Below are 16,274 nucleotides of genomic sequence, written 5' to 3'. Positions count from 1 at the left end.
TGCCCGCAAACCCGGCAACCAAGTCGGCGGAGTTTATTTTTTTTAAGAGGCGGGGGGCGTGGGGGCCGCAAAAAAACCCGGCCGGGCCCCCCCCCAAACGGGGGGGGGGCCCACGGGCCTTTGTATATCTGACATCGGATGCCCGTGAGGCGTCTGTTTCGACAGGATGTATGCCGCAATGGATTTCAACCCGACAGCAATGCCGCTCTGCCTTGCCACCGGGAAAATCCATCATCATGCCTGCTTCGATCAGCCTCTCTCGTCTTTCATGGTCCGCGCCTGACGGCCGCTCTCTTCTTTCCGATCTCGATCTGAATTTCAGTCGGGAACGGACGGGACTTGTCGGCCGTAACGGCGTCGGCAAAACCACGCTCCTCAAGCTGATCTCCGGAGAGCTGCAGCCCCATGCCGGCAGCGTCACCGTCAATGGTAGCCTCGGGTACCTGCGCCAGACGATGCAGGCCTATCCCACGGAGACCATCGCGTCCCTGTTCGGCGCTGTCGATGCACTGGCGCTCCTGCGCCGCGCCGAAGTCGGTGAGGCCTCAGCTGAGGAACTTGCTAACGCGGATTGGACGCTGGACGCTCGCATGGCGGCCGCTCTCGCGCGTGTCGGCCTCGATGCGCAGCCGGACACGCCGCTCTCAACCCTCTCCGGCGGGCAGAGCACGCGGGCCCGACTCGCGGCGCTTGTCTTTGCGGAACCCGACTTCCTGCTTCTCGACGAGCCGACCAACAATCTCGACCGGGAAGGACGCGAGGCGGTGATCGCTCTTCTCGCCAGCTGGCGCGGCGGTGCAATCGTCGTCAGCCACGACCGCGAACTGCTCGACACCATGGACGCCACCGTCGAGCTGACCACGCTCGGCGCCACGCGCTATGGCGGCAACTGGAGCCGGTACCGCGAGCGCAAGGCGCTGGACCTCGCGGCGACACGGCATGATCTGGCGGATGCCGAGAAGCGCATCGCAGAGATCGACCGGAAGGCGCAGGAGACGGCCGAGCGCAAGGCGCGCAAGGATGGCGTGGCCAAACGAAAGCGCGCCAAGGGCGACATGCCGCGCATCCTCATGAACGGGCTGAAGAATCTCAGCGAGAAAACGAGCGGCAGGAGCGCTCGTCTTGTCGAGAGCCGCCGGGCGCAGGCCCATGAGGCGGCAGCCATGGTGCGCGAGCGGATCGAGATCCTGCAGCCCTTCTCCGTGGTGCTGCCGCCGACGCATCTGCCGGCCGGCAGAAAGGTTCTTGCCATCGAAGCCGCAAGCGTCGGCTACGAACCGGAGCGGCCAATCCTGCGCGAACTGTCCTTCGCCATCACCGGGCCGGAGCGCGTCGCAATCGTTGGTCCCAATGGCTCGGGCAAGACGACTTTGCTCGCCTTGATCAATGGACAGATGCAGCCCTGGAGCGGGAGTGTGAGAGTCATGACGGACTTCGCGCTGTTCGACCAGCAGGTGAGCCTTCTCGATCGTTGGGAAACGATCCGCGACAACTTCCGCCGCATCAACCCGGAGGCCAACGAGAACGACTGCCGGGCGGCCCTGGCCCGGTTCATGTTCCGGGCCGATGCAGCGCTGCAACCTGTTTCCACGTTAAGCGGCGGACAAGTGCTGCGCGCGGGCCTCGCCTGCGTGCTGGGTGGGCCGAGGCCGCCAGCCCTGCTGATCCTCGACGAGCCGACGAATCATCTCGACATCGATTCCATCGAAGCCATCGAGGCGGGCCTTCGGGCCTATGACGGCGCCCTGCTGATCGTCAGCCACGACGAGACCTTTTTGGACGCCGTCGAGGTCTCGCGCAGGCTGGATCTCGCAGACCTGCAGCTGTGATGAGGCTCAGGCCGCCAGCTTGCGCTCGGTGTAGAGCTCCTGCACCTGCGCGATGTTCTCGATGGACGGCAGGCTCGCCTCGTTGCCGAGGTGCTGGATGGCGTGAGCGGACGCTGCGCGGGCGAAGATGAAATGCTCGCGCCAGGGCAGGTCGGGACGGGCCATGGCGGAATAGACATAGGCACCGTGGAAGATGTCGCCAGCGCCATTAGTGTCCACGACCTTCTCTCCCGGCACGTTCAGCGCCGGCAGGACGCTCTCCTGGCCGGTCTCGTCGTACCAGACGAGGCCGCGCTCGCCGAGAGTCACGCCGCCGATCTTGCAGCCGCGGCTCTTGAGGTAGTCCAGCATGCCTGAAGGCGTGAGGTCCATCTGCTCGCACAGGCGCTCGGCCACGATGGCGACGTCGATGAATTCCAGGAGTTCGTGAGTATTGGAGCGCAGACCGCCACCGTCGAGAGAGGTGAGGATGCCGGATTCGCGGCAGATCTTGGCGTAGTGCATGGCCGCATCGGCCTGGTGGCCGTCGAGGTGCAGGGCCTTGCAGCCCTGGAGGTTCAGCGGCGGCACCGGGTGCAGGTAATGGTCGTCGCGGCAGCGGACGATGGCACGCTTGCCGCCCCGGGGCATGATGAAGGACAGGGACGATTCGTGCACCTTCCGGTGGTGGACCGAGATCCCGTATTTCGCCGCCATGTCGATGAACATGCGGCCGAGCCAGTCATCGGCGATCGAGGTCAGGAGATCGGGCGCCAGCCCGAGCTTGGCGCACGCGAAGGCGGCCGTGACCGCGTTGCCGCCAAAGGAGATCGCGTAATCCCGCGCCACGGTCTTCTCGTCCCCCGTCGGAAGCTCGTCCGCCAGGAAGGTCACGTCGATATAGGTCTGGCCCACGAAGAGAGCATGCATCGCAAATACGTCTTGGATCTGATTTCGCCGCTGAAGTCTTGGACGAGCGGGGCCGATTAGGCAAGGTCTTCCGGGCGGCGTTGGATGCGTGACGATGAAGTCCGGTATCGTGCCTGACCGCCTTCTCCCTTTGCAGGGAGGGTCCGGGGTGGTGCGCCCGTCATGGCCGGCCTTGTGCCGGCCATCTCGATCGGTAGAGCACCGCGTCTCACATCATTGGGATCACCGGCACAAGGCCGGTGATGACAAGGTATGGAGGGAAACACGGGTCGTAAGCTACCCTAAGGATCTCTCACGCCCTGTTGAGCGTGGCCGCAAGCCGGGCTGCCGTGAGCGCCGCGTCCAGATCGGTGGCGATGAACTCGACGGGCGCCACCAGCTCCTTCCGGAAAGCCTCGGACAGGGCGGGGTGGAGCCGTGCGGAGCCGCCCACCAGGGCCACGGGCCGGGGGCCGAGACGCTTGATGAGGGCATTGGCGAGGCGGGCGAGCTCCTCGCCCGCTTCCGTCAGGATGTCGAGCGCGGTGCCGTCGCCAGCCTGGGCGGCTTCGCCCACGGCGCGGGCGAGCGAGCCGATCTTGCCGCGGTCGCCGCCGTAGACGAAGGAGCGCACGAGGTTCCAGTCGGTGCCGCCCAGCGCCCTGGCCAGGCAGGTGCCGAGAATCGTCGTCCAGCCGGCGCCGGGACTTTCCTCCTCGGCGCGCAGGATGGCCTTGAGGGCCTCGCGGGCGATCCAGAAGCCGGAGCCGCCATCGTCGATCAGGTTGCCGCGTCCGCCGACCCGGATGACCTCCTTGTCCTCGGACAGGTAATAGCCGATGGAGCCGGTACCGCTATAGATCAGGATGCCTTCGCCGAGCGCGAAATAGGACAGGTAGGCGATCCACATATCCTCGGCGACGAAGACCTTGTCGGAGGAGAGCTCGAAGGTTTCCGCCAACAGGGCCCGCATGGTCGCCTCCGCCGGCGTGTCGCGGGTGAGCCCCGTGATGCCGGCGATGATGCCCAGGGGCCTGCCCTGCCGCATGACGGCCTGAGCCATGTCGAGGACGATCTGACGGGCGCGCTCCTCGGCAGCGGCGGAGAAGAGGTGGCCGGTGAGGGGTGCGACGGAGCCCTGAGCGACGCATTGGCCGCGTGTATCCGCCAGCCGCCAGCGCGTGGCGGTGCCACCCGCGTCGATGCCAAGCCCCAGCCCCATGACTCTTCGCCTCTTGTTTCAGCCGACCGGCTGGCCCCTCGTGTCGCCCCTGCTAGGATGACGTGGAGAAATCTGCCAGGGCTTGGCGCAGATTGCCACCGTTTCGGTCGAGCGCCCCGCGTGCTTCCGCGACGCTGGCGCCCAGGGCGATGAGAACGGCGGTCTTCAGATCGCCGTCCGCCTGCCGGATCGCCTCGACGGCGGTGGCATCGCCGCAATCGGTGATCTGCGCGACCATGATCTCGCTGCGGCGGCGCAGCTTGGCATTGGTCGCACGCATGTTGACCATCAGGCCGCGATAAACCCGGTCGAGGCGCACCATGATCAGGGTCGAGAGCAGGTTGAGGATGATCTTCTGAGCCGTGCCGGCCTTCATGCGGGTGGAGCCGGCGATCACCTCCTCGCCGGTATCGGCGAGGATCGGGTGGGAGCAGGCCTCGAGGATGGGCGTGTCCGGGTTGTTGGAGATGCCGATCGTCTGCGCGCCGCGGGAGGCAGCTTCCTTGAGCGCCGCGATCGTGAAGGGCGTGTGGCCGCTCGCCGCGACGCCGATCACCACGTCGTCGGGGCCGATGGCGTTGCCGCGGATTCCGGCGATGCCTTCCTCGACCGAATCCTCGGCGTTCTCCACCGCCTGCATGATGGCGCCCGTGCCTCCGGCGATCAGATAGACCACCCTGTCATCGGGCCAGTTGAAGGTCGGCGGCAGTTCCGTTCCGTCCTGGACACCGATGCGGCCCGAGGTGCCGGCGCCCGCATAAACGAGCCGTCCGCCCCTGCGCAGGCGTTTGACCGCCTCTTCCGCCGCCGCCGCGATGGCCGGCAGCGATGGCCTGACGGCAGCCACCGCTGAGAGCTGCCCCTCATAGAAAGCCGAGAGCACGTCGAGGCTCGGCCAAGTATCGAGATCCTGGTAGCGGGTACTGAAATGTTCTGTCGCCATTATGCCAACTTTCTTCCAGACCAGTATAGGACCAGTGGATGGTCACAACAATGGTGCGCAGAGGGTTCCGGCGCGGGAAACGGCTAACTTCCTGTTGGCATCCTTAAAGCGGCTACCGTCGGTCGAACAACGCGATCACCTGCTCGCCCGTTGCACGGCGTAAGCCGAGGATCCCGCTGTCCTTGTGCCGGCTCGGATGAACCCGGTTGGTGAGCAGCGACCAGGCAAGACCACGTTCGAAATCGAGCCATAAACCGGTGCCCGTGAAGCCTGTATGACCGACCGTCTCGGGCGAGCAGGAATCGCCCCCGTGCCAGCCGAGATAGAAGCCCTCCCAGCCCACCGTCCGCTTCTCCGATTCCCGTATGCGGATAGCTCTGATGGACTCCGGCGAGAGGCCGGAGCCGTCGAGGAGCGAACGGGCGAAATCGAGCACGCCGTCGATGGTGCCGAACAGCCCCGCATGGCCCGAGGCGCCGCCCAGTGCGAAGGCGTTCTCGTCATGCACTTCTCCGCGGATCACGCGCCCGCGCCAGGTGTCCCTCTCGGTGGCTGCGCACAGCTTCGGATCGGGCCGGAAGGAGAACTTCTCGGGCAAAGGCTGGTCGATCAACGCTTGGCCCGTGATACGCTCGATCGCGATGCCGAGCAGCATGTAGTTGATGTCGGAATAGACCGGCGGTCCGGGCTGCCAGATGCGCTGCAGGATGAAGGCCCGCAGGGTGTCCGGATCCTGGCCGTAGGTATAGAGCGGCTCGACGGCGGGCAGATGCGTCTGGTGCGCCAGGCATTGACGGAACGTCAGGCGCCGCTCGGCGGCGTTCATATCGTATTGGCGCAGATCCGGCATGACCGTCACGAGAGGGTCGTCGAGCGCGATTCTGCCCGCTTCCACCAGCTGCAGAATGCGCGTCGTCGTGAAGATCACCTTGGTGAGCGAGGCGAGGTCGAACCATGTTTCCCGTGAAACATGGTCCTGCTCCGGCTCGACCTGCGCATAGCCTGCCCAGTGCACGGCACGCTCGCCATCGGCCGTGACGATGCCGAGCACGGCGCCCGGTATGTTGCCGTCCCGAACGGAGGTGGCGGCAGGCGCGAAGGCCTGCTCGATCAGTGTGGTCAATGCCATGGCAGGATCACGCGGCGCGGTGCAGTTCGCCGCCCGGCATGGGATGCGGCACACCCGTCGTGGTGGGAAGGCTTAAAGGAAGCCCGAGCGTGGAGCGCACGGCGAGATAGCCGAAGGCCTGTGCCTCCAGGAAGTCGCCGTCCCAACCCACCGCTTCGACCGGATCGACGGCCACCATCAGTTCCTCGTGCAGGCGCTTCATGAAATGGGCATTGCGTCGCCCGCCGCCGGTGACAAGCCAGCGCTGCGGCGCGCGCGGCACATGGCGCAGGGAGGCGATAACGGATTGGATGGTGAACTCCGCGAGCGTCGCAGCACCATCCGCATCGGACAGGGCCTCCACGCCCTTGGCGCGGGCATGGAAATCCTGGCGATCGAGGGATTTCGGAGCGGGACGATCGAAGAACGGATTGCTCATGAACTCCGCGACGAGCGTCGCGTCCGCCTTTCCGGAGGCGGCCAGCTGTCCGTTCTCGTCGAAGCTCAAGCCCCTGCGGCGCAGGACGAAATCGTCGAGCAGCGCGCTTGCCGGGCCTGTATCGAACGCAATCACCGTGTCGCCGTCGATATAGGTGACGTTCCCGACGCCGCCGAGATTGAGGATCATGACGGGCTGCGCAAGCTTGCTTGCCAGGGCACGGTGATAGAGCGGCACGAAGGGCGCGCCTTCGCCGCCCGAGGCCACATCCGCATGGCGGAAGCGGTAGACCGTGTCGATGCCGAGCGCTGATGCCACCCTTTCGCCGAGGCCGAGCTGGCGCGTATACCGCACCTCCGGCCGGTGATAGACCGTCTGGCCGTGGAAGCCGATCAGGCTCACGTCACGGGCGGGAATGCCGGTTTCGGTCATGAAGCGCCGGATGGCGTCGATATGGGCATCCGTCACCGCCTGCTCGAGATCCTGAAGCGGTTCGCTTTGCGCCCGCGCCGGCTCGGCGATGAGCGCCTGGAGGGTCTTTCTCAGATCCTCCGGATAGGAGAAGGTTCGCCCCGGTCCTGGCCTCACGACGGTGTTGCCGTCGGTCTCCACGATGGAGACGTCGATGCCATCCATGGACGTGCCGCTGATGACGCCGATGGCTTTGACGAGGGGGCGTTGCGACATGGGCTGCTCCGGGGTGGTCTGATTTCGCGGCAAACCATAGCACAGGCGCCGGACCGGTCTAGAGTGGTATGAGATTGGACCATGACAGGTTCTCGGTGATGGCCTATAAATCCCTGCGGCTTCCAAGGGAGACATAACGACAATGGTCAGGTCAGCACTGCGCACCGTTCTGGGTGCAGGTTTCATGGCGGCGGCGATGGCCTCCGCCTCGGCTCAGGTTCTGGAGGTCGGAGCGGACAACAGCCCCACGGGCCTCGATCCGCATCTCATCACTGCCTTCCCGAGCTTCATGGTGGTGAACGGCAACATCTACGAGGGCCTCACGGCCATCGACAAGGACCTGAAGATCATCCCGGGCCTCGCCGAATCCTGGACCGTCGCGCCCGATGGTAAGACCTATACCTTCAAGCTGCGCTCGGGTGTGAAATTCCATGACGGTTCGGCCATGGAAGCCGAGGATGTGGTGTCCACGATCAAGCGCGTGCTGAGCAAGGACATCGCGTCGCCTCTGGCCAGCCGCCTCTCGGCCGTCGACAGCGCCAACGCGGTCGATGCCACGACCGTGGAGCTGAAGCTCAAGGAGCCTTCCGCAGCGCTCCTGAGCTCGCTTGCCACCATCGCCGTCGTGCCGAGCGCCATGGAGGCGAACAAGGACGCCCTGCAGAAGGCGCCGGTCGGCACCGGCCCGTTCAAGTTCCAGGAATGGCAGCCGAACGGCTTCATCCTTCTGACCAAGAACGACGCCTATTGGGACAAGGGCATGCCGAAGCTCGCAGGCCTCAAGTTCAACATCGTGCCGGAATCGGCCACCCGCCAGGTGGGCTTAAGCAACGGGCAATATGCGCTCCTGCCCAACATTGATGCGGCCACGGCGCTCCAGCTCAAGGGCAAGCCGAACGTGAAGCTCTCCGAGACCATGGATCTCGCCTATACGCTCATCGGCATGAACGTCTCGAAGCCGCCCTTCGACAATCCGAAGGTGCGCGAGGCGGTGAACTACGCCATCAACCGCCAGGAGATCGTCGACGCGGCGCTCTTCGGCGCGGGCGTGCCCGGCGGCCCGCTGTCGCCGGCCCTCAAGTCCTGGGCGCTCGATGTGAACCGGTTCGCCTGCTACACGCCCGATCCTTCCAAGGCGCAGGCGCTGCTGAAGGAAGCGGGGGTGGCCACGCCGGTTGCTGTCACCATGAAGGTCCTGCCGCGTCAGGACGTGAAGGACATCGCCCAGGTGGTGCAGGAGCAGCTGAACAAGGCCGGGTTCAAGGTCGAGCTCATCAACCAGGAGCAGGGCCAGTTCATCCAGGATTGGCGCAACAGCAACTTCGACCTGTTCGCCTCGATCAATGCCGGCAATCCTGATCCGGACGATTATTTCTACCGCACCTTCCGCACGGGCGGTTCGACCAACGTGTTCAAGTATTCGGATGCGGAGATCGACGGACTGCTCGACCAGGCCCGCACCTTGCAGGATCAGGCGGCGCGTAAAGCAGCCTATGACAAGGTGCAGCAGAAGCTCGCCTGCTCCGGCCCGGTGGCGCATCTGACCTACGGCACCCTTTTCTCGGCCATGAACAGCAAGCTGCAGGGCTTCGACACGATGCCGAACCGCTCGCTCCTGACCCTGCGCAACGCGTCCTACTGAACACCTCCCGTCATCCCGGCGCCGTCTTCGTGCGGTGCCGGGATCTTTGTTGAAAAGAGCTTGCCCGTATGAACCGCGTCCTGCTCGCACGCCTCATCGATCTCATCATCGTCCTCTTCGGCGTGTCGATCATCGTGTTCCTGATGATCCGGATGATCCCCGGCGATGCGGTGGCGATCATGCTCGGGGCAAACACCGAGATCACGCCCGAGCGCATGGCCGAACTCAACCGCCGCGTCGGCCTCGACCGTCCCATCGTCGAGCAGTATCTGGCCTGGGCCGGCTCGGCCCTTCGCGGCGACTTCGGCACGTCCCTCTGGACGGGCCGGCCGGTCTCGACCGAAATCCTTCTGCATCTGTGGCCGACCCTGGAGCTCACGTTCCTCTCGCTCGTCATCGGTGCGGTGTTGGCCGTGCCTGTCGGCTGCCTGATGGCGCAGACCCGTGGCGGTGCAGCCGATGTGGCCATGCGTGTCACGGCCATCGCGGGTCTGACGATCCCGTCCTTCTGGCTCGGGATCGTGCTGATCCTGCTTCTCTCCAACTGGGCGCCGGGCTTCGCCTCGCTCGGCTATGTGCCGTTCTCGGAGGATCCTACCGGCAATCTTCAGCGCATGGTGCTGCCCGCCTTCGCCCTGGCGCTGCCGATCCTCGCCAATCTCTCGCGTCTCGTGCGCTCGGCCATGCTCGACGCACTGGGGCAGGATTACGTCCGCACGGCCCGCGCCAAGGGCCTTCCGGAGCGGCGCGTCGTCTACAAGCATGCCCTGCGCAATGCGCTGATCCCGTTCCTCACCAGCGTCGGCATCATGACCGGCTACCTGCTCGGTGGCGCCATTGTGGTGGAACAGGTCTTCGCCATTCCGGGCCTCGGCCGCCTGATCCTGGGCGCCATCGCCGAGCGCAACTATCCGCTGATCCAGGCCACGATCCTGGTGGTGACGGCGGGCTTCGTGTTCGTGAACTTCCTGGTCGACTTCCTCTACATCATCGTCGATCCCCGCGTGAGGGCCTGAACCGTGTCGCGTCTGGCCAAGAACAAGCTCCTGACCTTCGCCCTCATGCTGGTGGCGATCCAGCTCGTCCTTGCCATCGGGGCGCCGCTCTTCGCGCCCTATGATCCCATGGCGCAGAGCGTCGTGCGGCGCCTGCGCGCGCCATCCTGGCTGAACTGGTTCGGCACCGACCAACTGGGCCGGGACGTGCTGACGCGCATCCTCTACGGCTATCGCACGTCGCTCATCGCCTGCCTGCTCGCCGTGGGCATCGCGCTTCTCGCCGGCGGCGCGCTCGGTCTCGTCGCGGCCTATTACCGTGGTTGGCTCGACCGCATCATCATGCGCGTCATGGACGTGCTCTTCGCCTTCCCGGTGATGCTGCTCGCCATCGGCATCATCGCCGTCCTGGGGCCGCATACCTACAGCGCGGCTGCCGCCATCGCGGTCGTCTACACGCCGATCTTCGCGCGCCTCCTGCGCGGCCCGGCGCTCGTCCTGTGCGAGAGCGAGTACGTGGCGGGCGCGAAGGCTATCGGGGCTTCCGATGCCCGCATCATCTTCCTGCACATCCTGCCGAACCTCGCCTCCGTCATCCTGGTCCAGACGAGCCTCCTGCTCTCAGCCGCTATCCTGGTCGAAGCCTCGCTGTCGTTCCTCGGCCTCGGCACGCAGCCGCCGACGCCGTCGCTCGGCCTGATGCTGTCGGAGGGGCGCAACTTCCTCATGCTCTCACCCTGGAGCGCAATCTTCGCGGGCTTTGCCATCCTGTTCCTGTCCTTCGGATTCAATCTCCTAGGGGATGCTCTGCGCGACACCCTCGATCCGCGCCTTCGAGGGCAGCCGTGATCGTGCGCTCTGCTAAACAGGAGGATATCCCGGCTTTGGCGATGATCGCGGAACGCTCTTATCGGGCGGCCTTTGCGGGCATTCTGGAGCAGGATGTGCTTATGGGCCGAGACGCCGCTTATTTTGCGGAGCGCTTCACCGGCGCGTGGGAGCGCATGCTGGTCGTGCAATCCGGCGAGGCGCAGTGCGGATTCCTGCTCATGAACAATGGGCATATCGACATGCTGTTCATGGATCCGGATGCGAACGGCAGAGGCGGCGGTGCGCATCTCCTGCGGGAGGCGGAGGTGCGTGGCGCGAAGAGTCTGGAGTGCTTCCGCGACAATCACGGCGCACGCCGCTTCTACGAGCGTCATGGATGGCGTCTCACGCGGGAATATGAGCGCGAGTTTGCGGGGCGCAATCGGAGCTTTGTCTTTTACGAAAAAGAGTGACTTTACCGGTAATCGATCCTATTCCGCCGTCATCACCAGCCTTGTGCCGGCCATGACATAGGAGGAGGACGAAACGCGCGTCTAAAGCGATATGACCCGCCCCGTCCGTACCGCCTCGTCGGCGGCGAGCACGATGCGCAGGGAGCGGACCGCATCGTTCATGTGGTCCGTCAGATCCATATCCTCCTGGATCGCCCGCAGGAGGAAACGCTGCTCCCGCTCGCAGAGGGCGTCGTGGTCCGGCTCGTCCGTGGTGCCGATGCGCTCGTCCGCCTTCGCGAAGGTGCCGTCTTCCGTCAGGGCTGCGTGGTGGAGCAGGATCTGGTTGGTCTTGGTATGGGCGTTGATGTCGTCGGAGCGGATGTCGCCAACGGTCTCGGCCATGACGATGCTCACGCTTCCGTTCGGGCCGATCACGTCTTTCACGAAATAGGCCGTTTCGCTCATCATCGGGCCCCATCCAGCCTCGTACCAGCCGACGGAGCCGTCGTCGAAGGTCACGTGGAGATGCCCGTAATTGTACATGCCGGCCGGCATGTCCTCGGTCAGCCGCGTTCCGACGCCATGGACCTGCACGGGCTTCGCCTTCGTGATCTGGCACATGACGTCCACGTAATGCACGCCGCAATCCACGATGGGGGAGAGGGATTGCAGCAGGCGCTTGTGCGCCTCCCAGGCCGCTCCGCTCGATTGCTGATTGAGATTCATGCGAAAGACGTGGGGTGTACCGAGCGTTCTGGCGATCTCGATGAATCGGATCCAGGAGGGGTGATGGCGGAGGATATAGCCGATGACGAGCTTGCGCTTGGTCCGGATCGCTGTCTCGACCACGCGCTCGGCATCCCTCACCGTATCGGCGAGCGGCTTCTCCACGAAGACATGCGCGCCCGCCTCCATGGCCCGGATGGCATAGGGAGCGTGCGTGTCGGACCAGGTGTTGATCGACACCACGTCCGGCTTCACGGCCTCAAGGGCCTCCTCGAAATCGGAAAAGCGCGGCGCATCCTGCAGGGCGGCCGGAAGATTCATGCTGTCGATGTTGCGCGTGCAGAGCCCTGCGATCTCGTAACCATCGATCCGGCTATAGGCGAGGGCATGGGACAGTCCCATGTTGCCGAGCCCGACCACCAGAACCCTTTGTGCGCTCATCGAACGATCCTGTTCAGTTGCTGTCCCCGCCGATCCAGGTCTGCCGCACCTGCAGGCTCTCGTCGAGGAGAACGAGGTCGGCACGATAGCCCGGTGCGATCCGGCCCAACTCATGATCGAGGCGCAGGAACCGGGCCGGGATCAGCGAGGCCATCCGCAGCACGTCGGCCAAGCCTAGACCCAGGCGTTGCACGCTGTTGCGCACGGCGCTCGCCATGTCGAGATCGGACCCGGCGAGCGTTCCGTCCGCCGTGGTGAGCCTGCCATCCTGGCGATAGATCGTGCGGCCGTGAAGCTCGAAGTTGGTCAGATCCGTGCCGGTCACTGCCATGGCGTCGGTGACGAGCATCATCCGCTCCGTGCCCTTGGCTGCGATGGCGACCCGTAAAGCGGCGTCGCTCACGTGATGCCCGTCGACGATGAGGCCGCACCAGGTGTCGTGGCTGTCGAGTGCGGCACCGACAGGACCTGGATCGCGCCCAGCCATGGGCGGCATCGCATTGTAAAGGTGCGTGAAGCCGCGCAGGCCGTGACGGGCGGCCTCCATGATGGTGTCATAGTCGCCCGCCGTGTGGCCGGCGCAGATCAGCACACCTGCTTCCGCTAGACGCGCGATCGCCTTCATGCCGTTGCGCTCGGGTGCCAGGGTCACGAGGGTGCGGCCCTCGGTGAGGGAGGTCATGATCGCGATGTCCTCCTCCTCCATCGGGCGCATGAAGGCCGGATTGTGCACGCCCTTGCGCTCGGGGCTGATGAAGGGGCCTTCGAGGTGGATGCCGAGAACGCCGGGGATGCGAGCGTCCAACGCCGCGCGCATGGCCTCCACGGCCTCGGCCATGTTTTCGCGGGTATCGGTAATGAAGGTCGGCAGAAGCCCGGTGGTGCCGTAGGGGCGGTGAGCCTCCGCAATGGTCCTGATGCCGTCGACCGTGCGCACGTCGTTGTAGAGGATGCCGCCGCCGCCGTTGACCTGCACGTCGATGAAGCCTGGGGCCAGCAGGCCCTCGATCCGGCGGTGCTCTATGCCGGTGCCGAGATCCTGCTCGTGAGGCAGACCGAGGATGCGGCCGTTCCCGATGACGACGGCGCGGCCGTCGAGCATGTGCGCGCCGTCGAAGACGCGGGCTCCCACGAGGGCAATGGACATCAGACGGTCTCCGTCACCTTGCGCAGACGCGGCGGGTTGTCGGGATTGCGGCCGCGTGCCAAGGCAATGGCGTTCACGAGAGGGTAGAAGCTCTGGATGAGAGCGATGGGGGCGAGATAGGGATGCGCGTCCTCGATCCCCGGCAGCGTGACACTGGCAGGACCTTCGGCCGCACCGGCGACGATCACGGGAACGCCCTGTTCGTTCAGCTTCGTCACCAGATCGTTGACGCCGCTTAAGGTCTCATCCTGCTGGCTGAGAACCAGGATCGGGAAGTGATCGCCCGCAAGGGTCCAGGGACCGTGCATCAGCTCGGCGGCACTCATCGCCTCCGCGTGTACGCCCGACGTTTCCTTGAGCTTGAGCGCGGCCTCCTGCGCGACGGCAAAGCCCACGCCGCGTCCGACGACGAACAGGTTGTCCGCTTCGGACAGCACGGGCAGCGCAGCCGACCAGTCGGTCGCGGACGCCTTGGCGAGCACGTCCGGCAAGGTGTCGAGGGCCTCGAGCAGCTCCCGGTCCTGCGACCAGTGCGCCACGAGCTGCAGGCCTGCCGCGAGCGCCGCGATGAAGGATTTCGTGGCCGCCACGCTTTTCTCTGGGCCCGCATGAAGCGGCAGCACGACCTCGCAGGTGGACGCGAGCGGCGAGGAGGTGTCGTTCACGAGCGCCACCGTCAGCGCTCCGTCGTCGCGCCCGGCTTGGGCGAGGTTGAGGATGTCTGGGCTGCGGCCCGATTGGGAGACGGCGAGGAACAGGGCGTCCCGCATGCGCGGACGCGCCTCATAGACGGAGGTGACCGATGGACCGACCGACGCCGTCACGAGCCCGGAATGGATCTCGAGCAGATATTTGACGAAGGTCGCCGCGTTGTCCGAGCTGCCGCGCGCGCAGGTCACGGCGAAAGGGGGCGGCGAGCCCCGTAGGCGCTCGCCGAGGTCTCGGCACAGGGGCGCGTTGCTCTTAAGCAGGTGCGCGACGACCTGCGGCGCTTCCTGCGCCTCGCGCAGCATAGCCGTCAGAGCAGGAGCATTGGTGTCAGGCATCATCATTGTGCATCCGTTCGGGCGGGCTGATGGTCAGCTCGGCCACGAAATCATAGGCATCGCCCCGGTAATAGGACGAGGTGAACTCGACGACCTCGCCTGTCGCGGTGAACGAGCGTCGTTCGATGTAGAGCGCGGGACTTTGAGGCGGAACGCTGAGCAGCGAGGCCTGTTCCTCGTTCAGCAAAACCGCGTGCAGCCGCTGCAGGGCGCGGGTGGGCATGAAACCCTGCTCGTGCAGCACCGCATAGAGCGATTGCTTGACGAGGGACGGATCGGGCAGAACCTTCGAGGGAACGACCGCATTCTCGATCGCCATGGGAATGCCGTTGGCGAGGCGCAGGCGGTTGACCCGGCTCACCAGATCGCCTGGTGAGAGACCGAGCGCCATCAGCTCGTCCGTGGAGGCCGGTCCCGTCGAACGGCTCAGCATCACGGCCGAGGATTTCAGGCCCCGGGCCGACATGTCGTCGGTAAAGCTCGACAGGCGCGAGAGGGGTTGTTCGAGGCGCATCTGCGGGGCGATGAAGGTGCCCGAACCCCAGCGTTGGACGAGCACACCCTTCTGCACCAGCCCCGTGATCGCCTTGCGCACGGTGACGCGCGATATGCCGAGCTGCTTGGCCAGATCCCGCTCGCCCGGAAGCGCGGCATCGGCCTTGAGCGCGCCCTTGCGGACGGCTTCCTCGATCGATTGCTGAAGCTGCAGATAGAGCGGTGTCGGATTGCCCTCATCCAGAGGCACGAAGGTGAGCTGATCGCCGGATGGTTCGCTCATGGCCGTCTCTCCTGGACGGCCATGCGGGCGAGGAGAATGGCACCGTCGAGCGCATCGGCCATGGGAGCCCTGATGGTCCGCTGAACGGGCGGCGACAGCCAGGGACGCAGCGGCTCCGCCAACCCGCCGAAGAGACAGATCGCCGGTGCGCCGAGATCGAGCAGGCGCGAGCCGATCGCGCTGAGCCCGGCAGCGGCATCCTCGATGATGGCGATGCCGAGAGGATCCCGCCTCTCGGCATGCTGCAGGACAAGCGGCGCATAGCGACCGTAATCAGCCGGGCGGGCCTTGCCGACCCAATCCACCAGAACCTCGAGATCGTTGTTGAACTCGGCCAGAACCGCATCCGAGAGAGGCGTCGATGCCGCGCGGCCGTCATGAGCCCAGATGCAGCGGCGAAGCAATTCGCGCCCGATGGCAGCGCCGCTGCCTTCATCCGAAATCTCGTAGCCCCAGCCGCCGACATAATGACATCGGCCGCTGGTGCCGCCATAGCCGCAGGAGCCTGTGCCGACGATCAGGATGGCGCCATCGCCTCCGTTGAAGGCGCCGAGCCAAGCGGTATGCGCGTCCGTCTCGATCTCGAAGGACGCGAAGGGATGGGCGCGCGACAGAAGGCGCTCGACGGCGCTGGTCTGGCCTGCGCCGGCGGCTCCCATGCCGGCATGAATCCGCTTGAGGTCGCCCTCCGGGATCCCCGCCTGCGCAAGAGCTTCGCGGCAGGCCGTCAGGATCGAGTTCCAGACCAGATCCGGATCGAGGCGGAGGTTGGAGGGGCCGCCCGCTCCTTCGCCCAAGAGCGTTCCTTGAGCATCGCGCAGGCGCGCCCGGCACTTGGTGCCGCCGCCGTCGATGCCAAGGAACAGAAGGTCGGTCATGGAGAATGGATCTCGAAGTGATCTTACGGACAGGCACCATGCCACTTAATGTCCAGTTCGGGAAGAGGCGCCCGCGTGGAATACCCAGACGCTTTGTCCACAGGACCAGATAGCTTCGTCGGCAAGGGCGCCAAGGTGGCAAAAGGGGAGCCGGCAAAATGAGGGAGAGGGCTTCAAAGAAGAGTTGTCTTTGAATTGCCCCGATACCAATATGAGGTCACTTGTCCGAAAAGCTTTCCG

15 protein-coding genes are annotated in these 16,274 nt (G+C 65.3%); 5 read left to right on the top strand and 10 right to left on the bottom strand.

Features of this window, described 5'->3' with window-relative positions; translation table 11 throughout:
* Window positions 1-236: 236 nt before the first annotated feature.
* A complete protein-coding gene (locus VB672_RS15505; protein WP_329785095.1) occupies window positions 237-1,829 on the top strand; it encodes an ABC-F family ATP-binding cassette domain-containing protein in 1,593 nt (530 codons plus the stop codon).
* A 6-nt stretch (window positions 1,830-1,835) separates the two neighbouring features.
* On the opposite strand, the gene VB672_RS15500 is transcribed toward VB672_RS15505, so the two are convergent.
* The 5 genes from VB672_RS15500 to VB672_RS15480 all read right to left on the bottom strand — a co-directional run bounded on the left by VB672_RS15500 (window position 1,836) and on the right by VB672_RS15480 (window position 7,116).
* Window positions 1,836-2,738, bottom strand: coding sequence for a sugar kinase (locus tag VB672_RS15500; protein WP_329785094.1), 903 nt, complete (start codon window positions 2,736-2,738; stop codon window positions 1,836-1,838).
* 292 nt (window positions 2,739-3,030) lie between these two features.
* Window positions 3,031-3,939, bottom strand: a complete 909-nt coding sequence (locus VB672_RS15495; RefSeq protein ID WP_329785093.1) for an N-acetylglucosamine kinase — start codon at window positions 3,937-3,939, stop codon at window positions 3,031-3,033.
* Window positions 3,940-3,991: 52 nt separating this feature from the next.
* Window positions 3,992-4,882 carry an N-acetylmuramic acid 6-phosphate etherase gene (locus tag VB672_RS15490; RefSeq protein WP_329785092.1) on the bottom strand — a complete coding sequence of 297 codons (891 nt, stop codon included), beginning with the start codon at window positions 4,880-4,882 and terminating at the stop codon, window positions 3,992-3,994.
* Window positions 4,883-4,994: 112 nt separating this feature from the next.
* The gene (locus VB672_RS15485) at window positions 4,995-6,011 is read right to left on the bottom strand and encodes a serine hydrolase domain-containing protein (RefSeq protein WP_329785091.1); all 1,017 of its coding nucleotides are present in this window, start codon (window positions 6,009-6,011) and stop codon (window positions 4,995-4,997) included.
* A 7-nt stretch (window positions 6,012-6,018) separates the two neighbouring features.
* Window positions 6,019-7,116, bottom strand: a complete 1,098-nt coding sequence (locus VB672_RS15480; RefSeq protein WP_329785090.1) for an anhydro-N-acetylmuramic acid kinase — start codon at window positions 7,114-7,116, stop codon at window positions 6,019-6,021.
* A gap of 142 nt (window positions 7,117-7,258) precedes the next feature.
* On the opposite strand from VB672_RS15480, the gene VB672_RS15475 reads away from it, so the two are divergent.
* The 4 genes from VB672_RS15475 to VB672_RS15460 all read left to right on the top strand — a co-directional run bounded on the left by VB672_RS15475 (window position 7,259) and on the right by VB672_RS15460 (window position 11,036).
* Window positions 7,259-8,758, top strand: coding sequence for an ABC transporter substrate-binding protein (locus VB672_RS15475; protein WP_329785089.1), 1,500 nt, complete (start codon window positions 7,259-7,261; stop codon window positions 8,756-8,758).
* 68 nt (window positions 8,759-8,826) lie between these two features.
* The gene (locus tag VB672_RS15470; RefSeq protein ID WP_329785088.1) at window positions 8,827-9,774 is read left to right on the top strand and encodes an ABC transporter permease; all 948 of its coding nucleotides are present in this window, start codon (window positions 8,827-8,829) and stop codon (window positions 9,772-9,774) included.
* Between the two features lie 3 nt (window positions 9,775-9,777).
* Window positions 9,778-10,602, top strand: a complete 825-nt coding sequence (locus VB672_RS15465; RefSeq protein ID WP_329785087.1) for an ABC transporter permease — start codon at window positions 9,778-9,780, stop codon at window positions 10,600-10,602.
* 41 nt (window positions 10,603-10,643) lie between these two features.
* Window positions 10,644-11,036 carry a GNAT family N-acetyltransferase gene (locus tag VB672_RS15460; protein WP_329785105.1) on the top strand — a complete coding sequence of 131 codons (393 nt, stop codon included), beginning with the start codon at window positions 10,644-10,646 and terminating at the stop codon, window positions 11,034-11,036.
* An 81-nt stretch (window positions 11,037-11,117) separates the two neighbouring features.
* Here the strand turns inward: VB672_RS15460 and VB672_RS15455 are convergent, their stop codons facing one another.
* Genes VB672_RS15455 through VB672_RS15435 form a run of 5 tightly spaced genes read right to left on the bottom strand, consistent with a single transcriptional unit; the run spans window position 11,118 to window position 16,034 of the window.
* Complete coding sequence (locus tag VB672_RS15455) at window positions 11,118-12,185, bottom strand: Gfo/Idh/MocA family protein (protein WP_329785086.1); 1,068 nt, start codon at window positions 12,183-12,185, stop codon at window positions 11,118-11,120.
* Between the two features lie 13 nt (window positions 12,186-12,198).
* Window positions 12,199-13,332: an N-acetylglucosamine-6-phosphate deacetylase gene (gene nagA, locus VB672_RS15450; RefSeq protein ID WP_329785085.1), complete on the bottom strand. Its 1,134-nt coding sequence runs from the start codon at window positions 13,330-13,332 to the stop codon at window positions 12,199-12,201.
* The gene (locus tag VB672_RS15445; protein ID WP_329785084.1) at window positions 13,332-14,378 is read right to left on the bottom strand and encodes an SIS domain-containing protein; all 1,047 of its coding nucleotides are present in this window, start codon (window positions 14,376-14,378) and stop codon (window positions 13,332-13,334) included. Before VB672_RS15445 ends, nagA begins: the two co-directional genes overlap by 1 nt.
* Window positions 14,371-15,156 (bottom strand): GntR family transcriptional regulator, encoded by a 786-nt coding sequence (locus VB672_RS15440; protein ID WP_329785083.1) that lies wholly within the window; start codon window positions 15,154-15,156, stop codon window positions 14,371-14,373. Before VB672_RS15440 ends, VB672_RS15445 begins: the two co-directional genes overlap by 8 nt.
* Window positions 15,153-16,034 (bottom strand): BadF/BadG/BcrA/BcrD ATPase family protein, encoded by an 882-nt coding sequence (locus tag VB672_RS15435; RefSeq protein ID WP_329785082.1) that lies wholly within the window; start codon window positions 16,032-16,034, stop codon window positions 15,153-15,155. Before VB672_RS15435 ends, VB672_RS15440 begins: the two co-directional genes overlap by 4 nt.
* Window positions 16,035-16,274: the final 240 nt, after the last annotated feature.

The sequence above is a fragment of the Microvirga sp. CF3016 genome (genome assembly GCF_036314085.1).
GTDB lineage: Bacteria > Pseudomonadota > Alphaproteobacteria > Rhizobiales > Beijerinckiaceae > Microvirga.
Note: the sequence above shows the minus strand (reverse complement) of the source record. Positions and strands in the feature narration are given on the sequence as shown.

Excerpts from the sequence above, each read along its gene's own strand:
- VB672_RS15505 (WP_329785095.1), top strand. The coding sequence starts at position 237 with ATGCCTGCTTCGATCAGCCTCTCTCGTCTTTCATGGTCCGCGCCTGAC.
- VB672_RS15455 (WP_329785086.1), bottom strand. The coding sequence starts at position 12,185 with ATGAGCGCACAAAGGGTTCTGGTGGTCGGGCTCGGCAACATGGGACTG.
- VB672_RS15445 (WP_329785084.1), bottom strand. The coding sequence starts at position 14,378 with ATGCCTGACACCAATGCTCCTGCTCTGACGGCTATGCTGCGCGAGGCG.
- VB672_RS15480 (WP_329785090.1), bottom strand. The coding sequence starts at position 7,116 with ATGTCGCAACGCCCCCTCGTCAAAGCCATCGGCGTCATCAGCGGCACG.
- nagA (WP_329785085.1), bottom strand. The coding sequence starts at position 13,332 with ATGTCCATTGCCCTCGTGGGAGCCCGCGTCTTCGACGGCGCGCACATG.
- VB672_RS15435 (WP_329785082.1), bottom strand. The coding sequence starts at position 16,034 with ATGACCGACCTTCTGTTCCTTGGCATCGACGGCGGCGGCACCAAGTGC.
- VB672_RS15485 (WP_329785091.1), bottom strand. The coding sequence starts at position 6,011 with ATGGCATTGACCACACTGATCGAGCAGGCCTTCGCGCCTGCCGCCACC.
- VB672_RS15470 (WP_329785088.1), top strand. The coding sequence starts at position 8,827 with ATGAACCGCGTCCTGCTCGCACGCCTCATCGATCTCATCATCGTCCTC.
- VB672_RS15460 (WP_329785105.1), top strand. The coding sequence starts at position 10,644 with ATGATCGCGGAACGCTCTTATCGGGCGGCCTTTGCGGGCATTCTGGAG.
- VB672_RS15475 (WP_329785089.1), top strand. The coding sequence starts at position 7,259 with ATGGTCAGGTCAGCACTGCGCACCGTTCTGGGTGCAGGTTTCATGGCG.
- VB672_RS15440 (WP_329785083.1), bottom strand. The coding sequence starts at position 15,156 with ATGAGCGAACCATCCGGCGATCAGCTCACCTTCGTGCCTCTGGATGAG.
- VB672_RS15495 (WP_329785093.1), bottom strand. The coding sequence starts at position 3,939 with ATGGGGCTGGGGCTTGGCATCGACGCGGGTGGCACCGCCACGCGCTGG.
- VB672_RS15500 (WP_329785094.1), bottom strand. The coding sequence starts at position 2,738 with ATGCATGCTCTCTTCGTGGGCCAGACCTATATCGACGTGACCTTCCTG.
- VB672_RS15490 (WP_329785092.1), bottom strand. The coding sequence starts at position 4,882 with ATGGCGACAGAACATTTCAGTACCCGCTACCAGGATCTCGATACTTGG.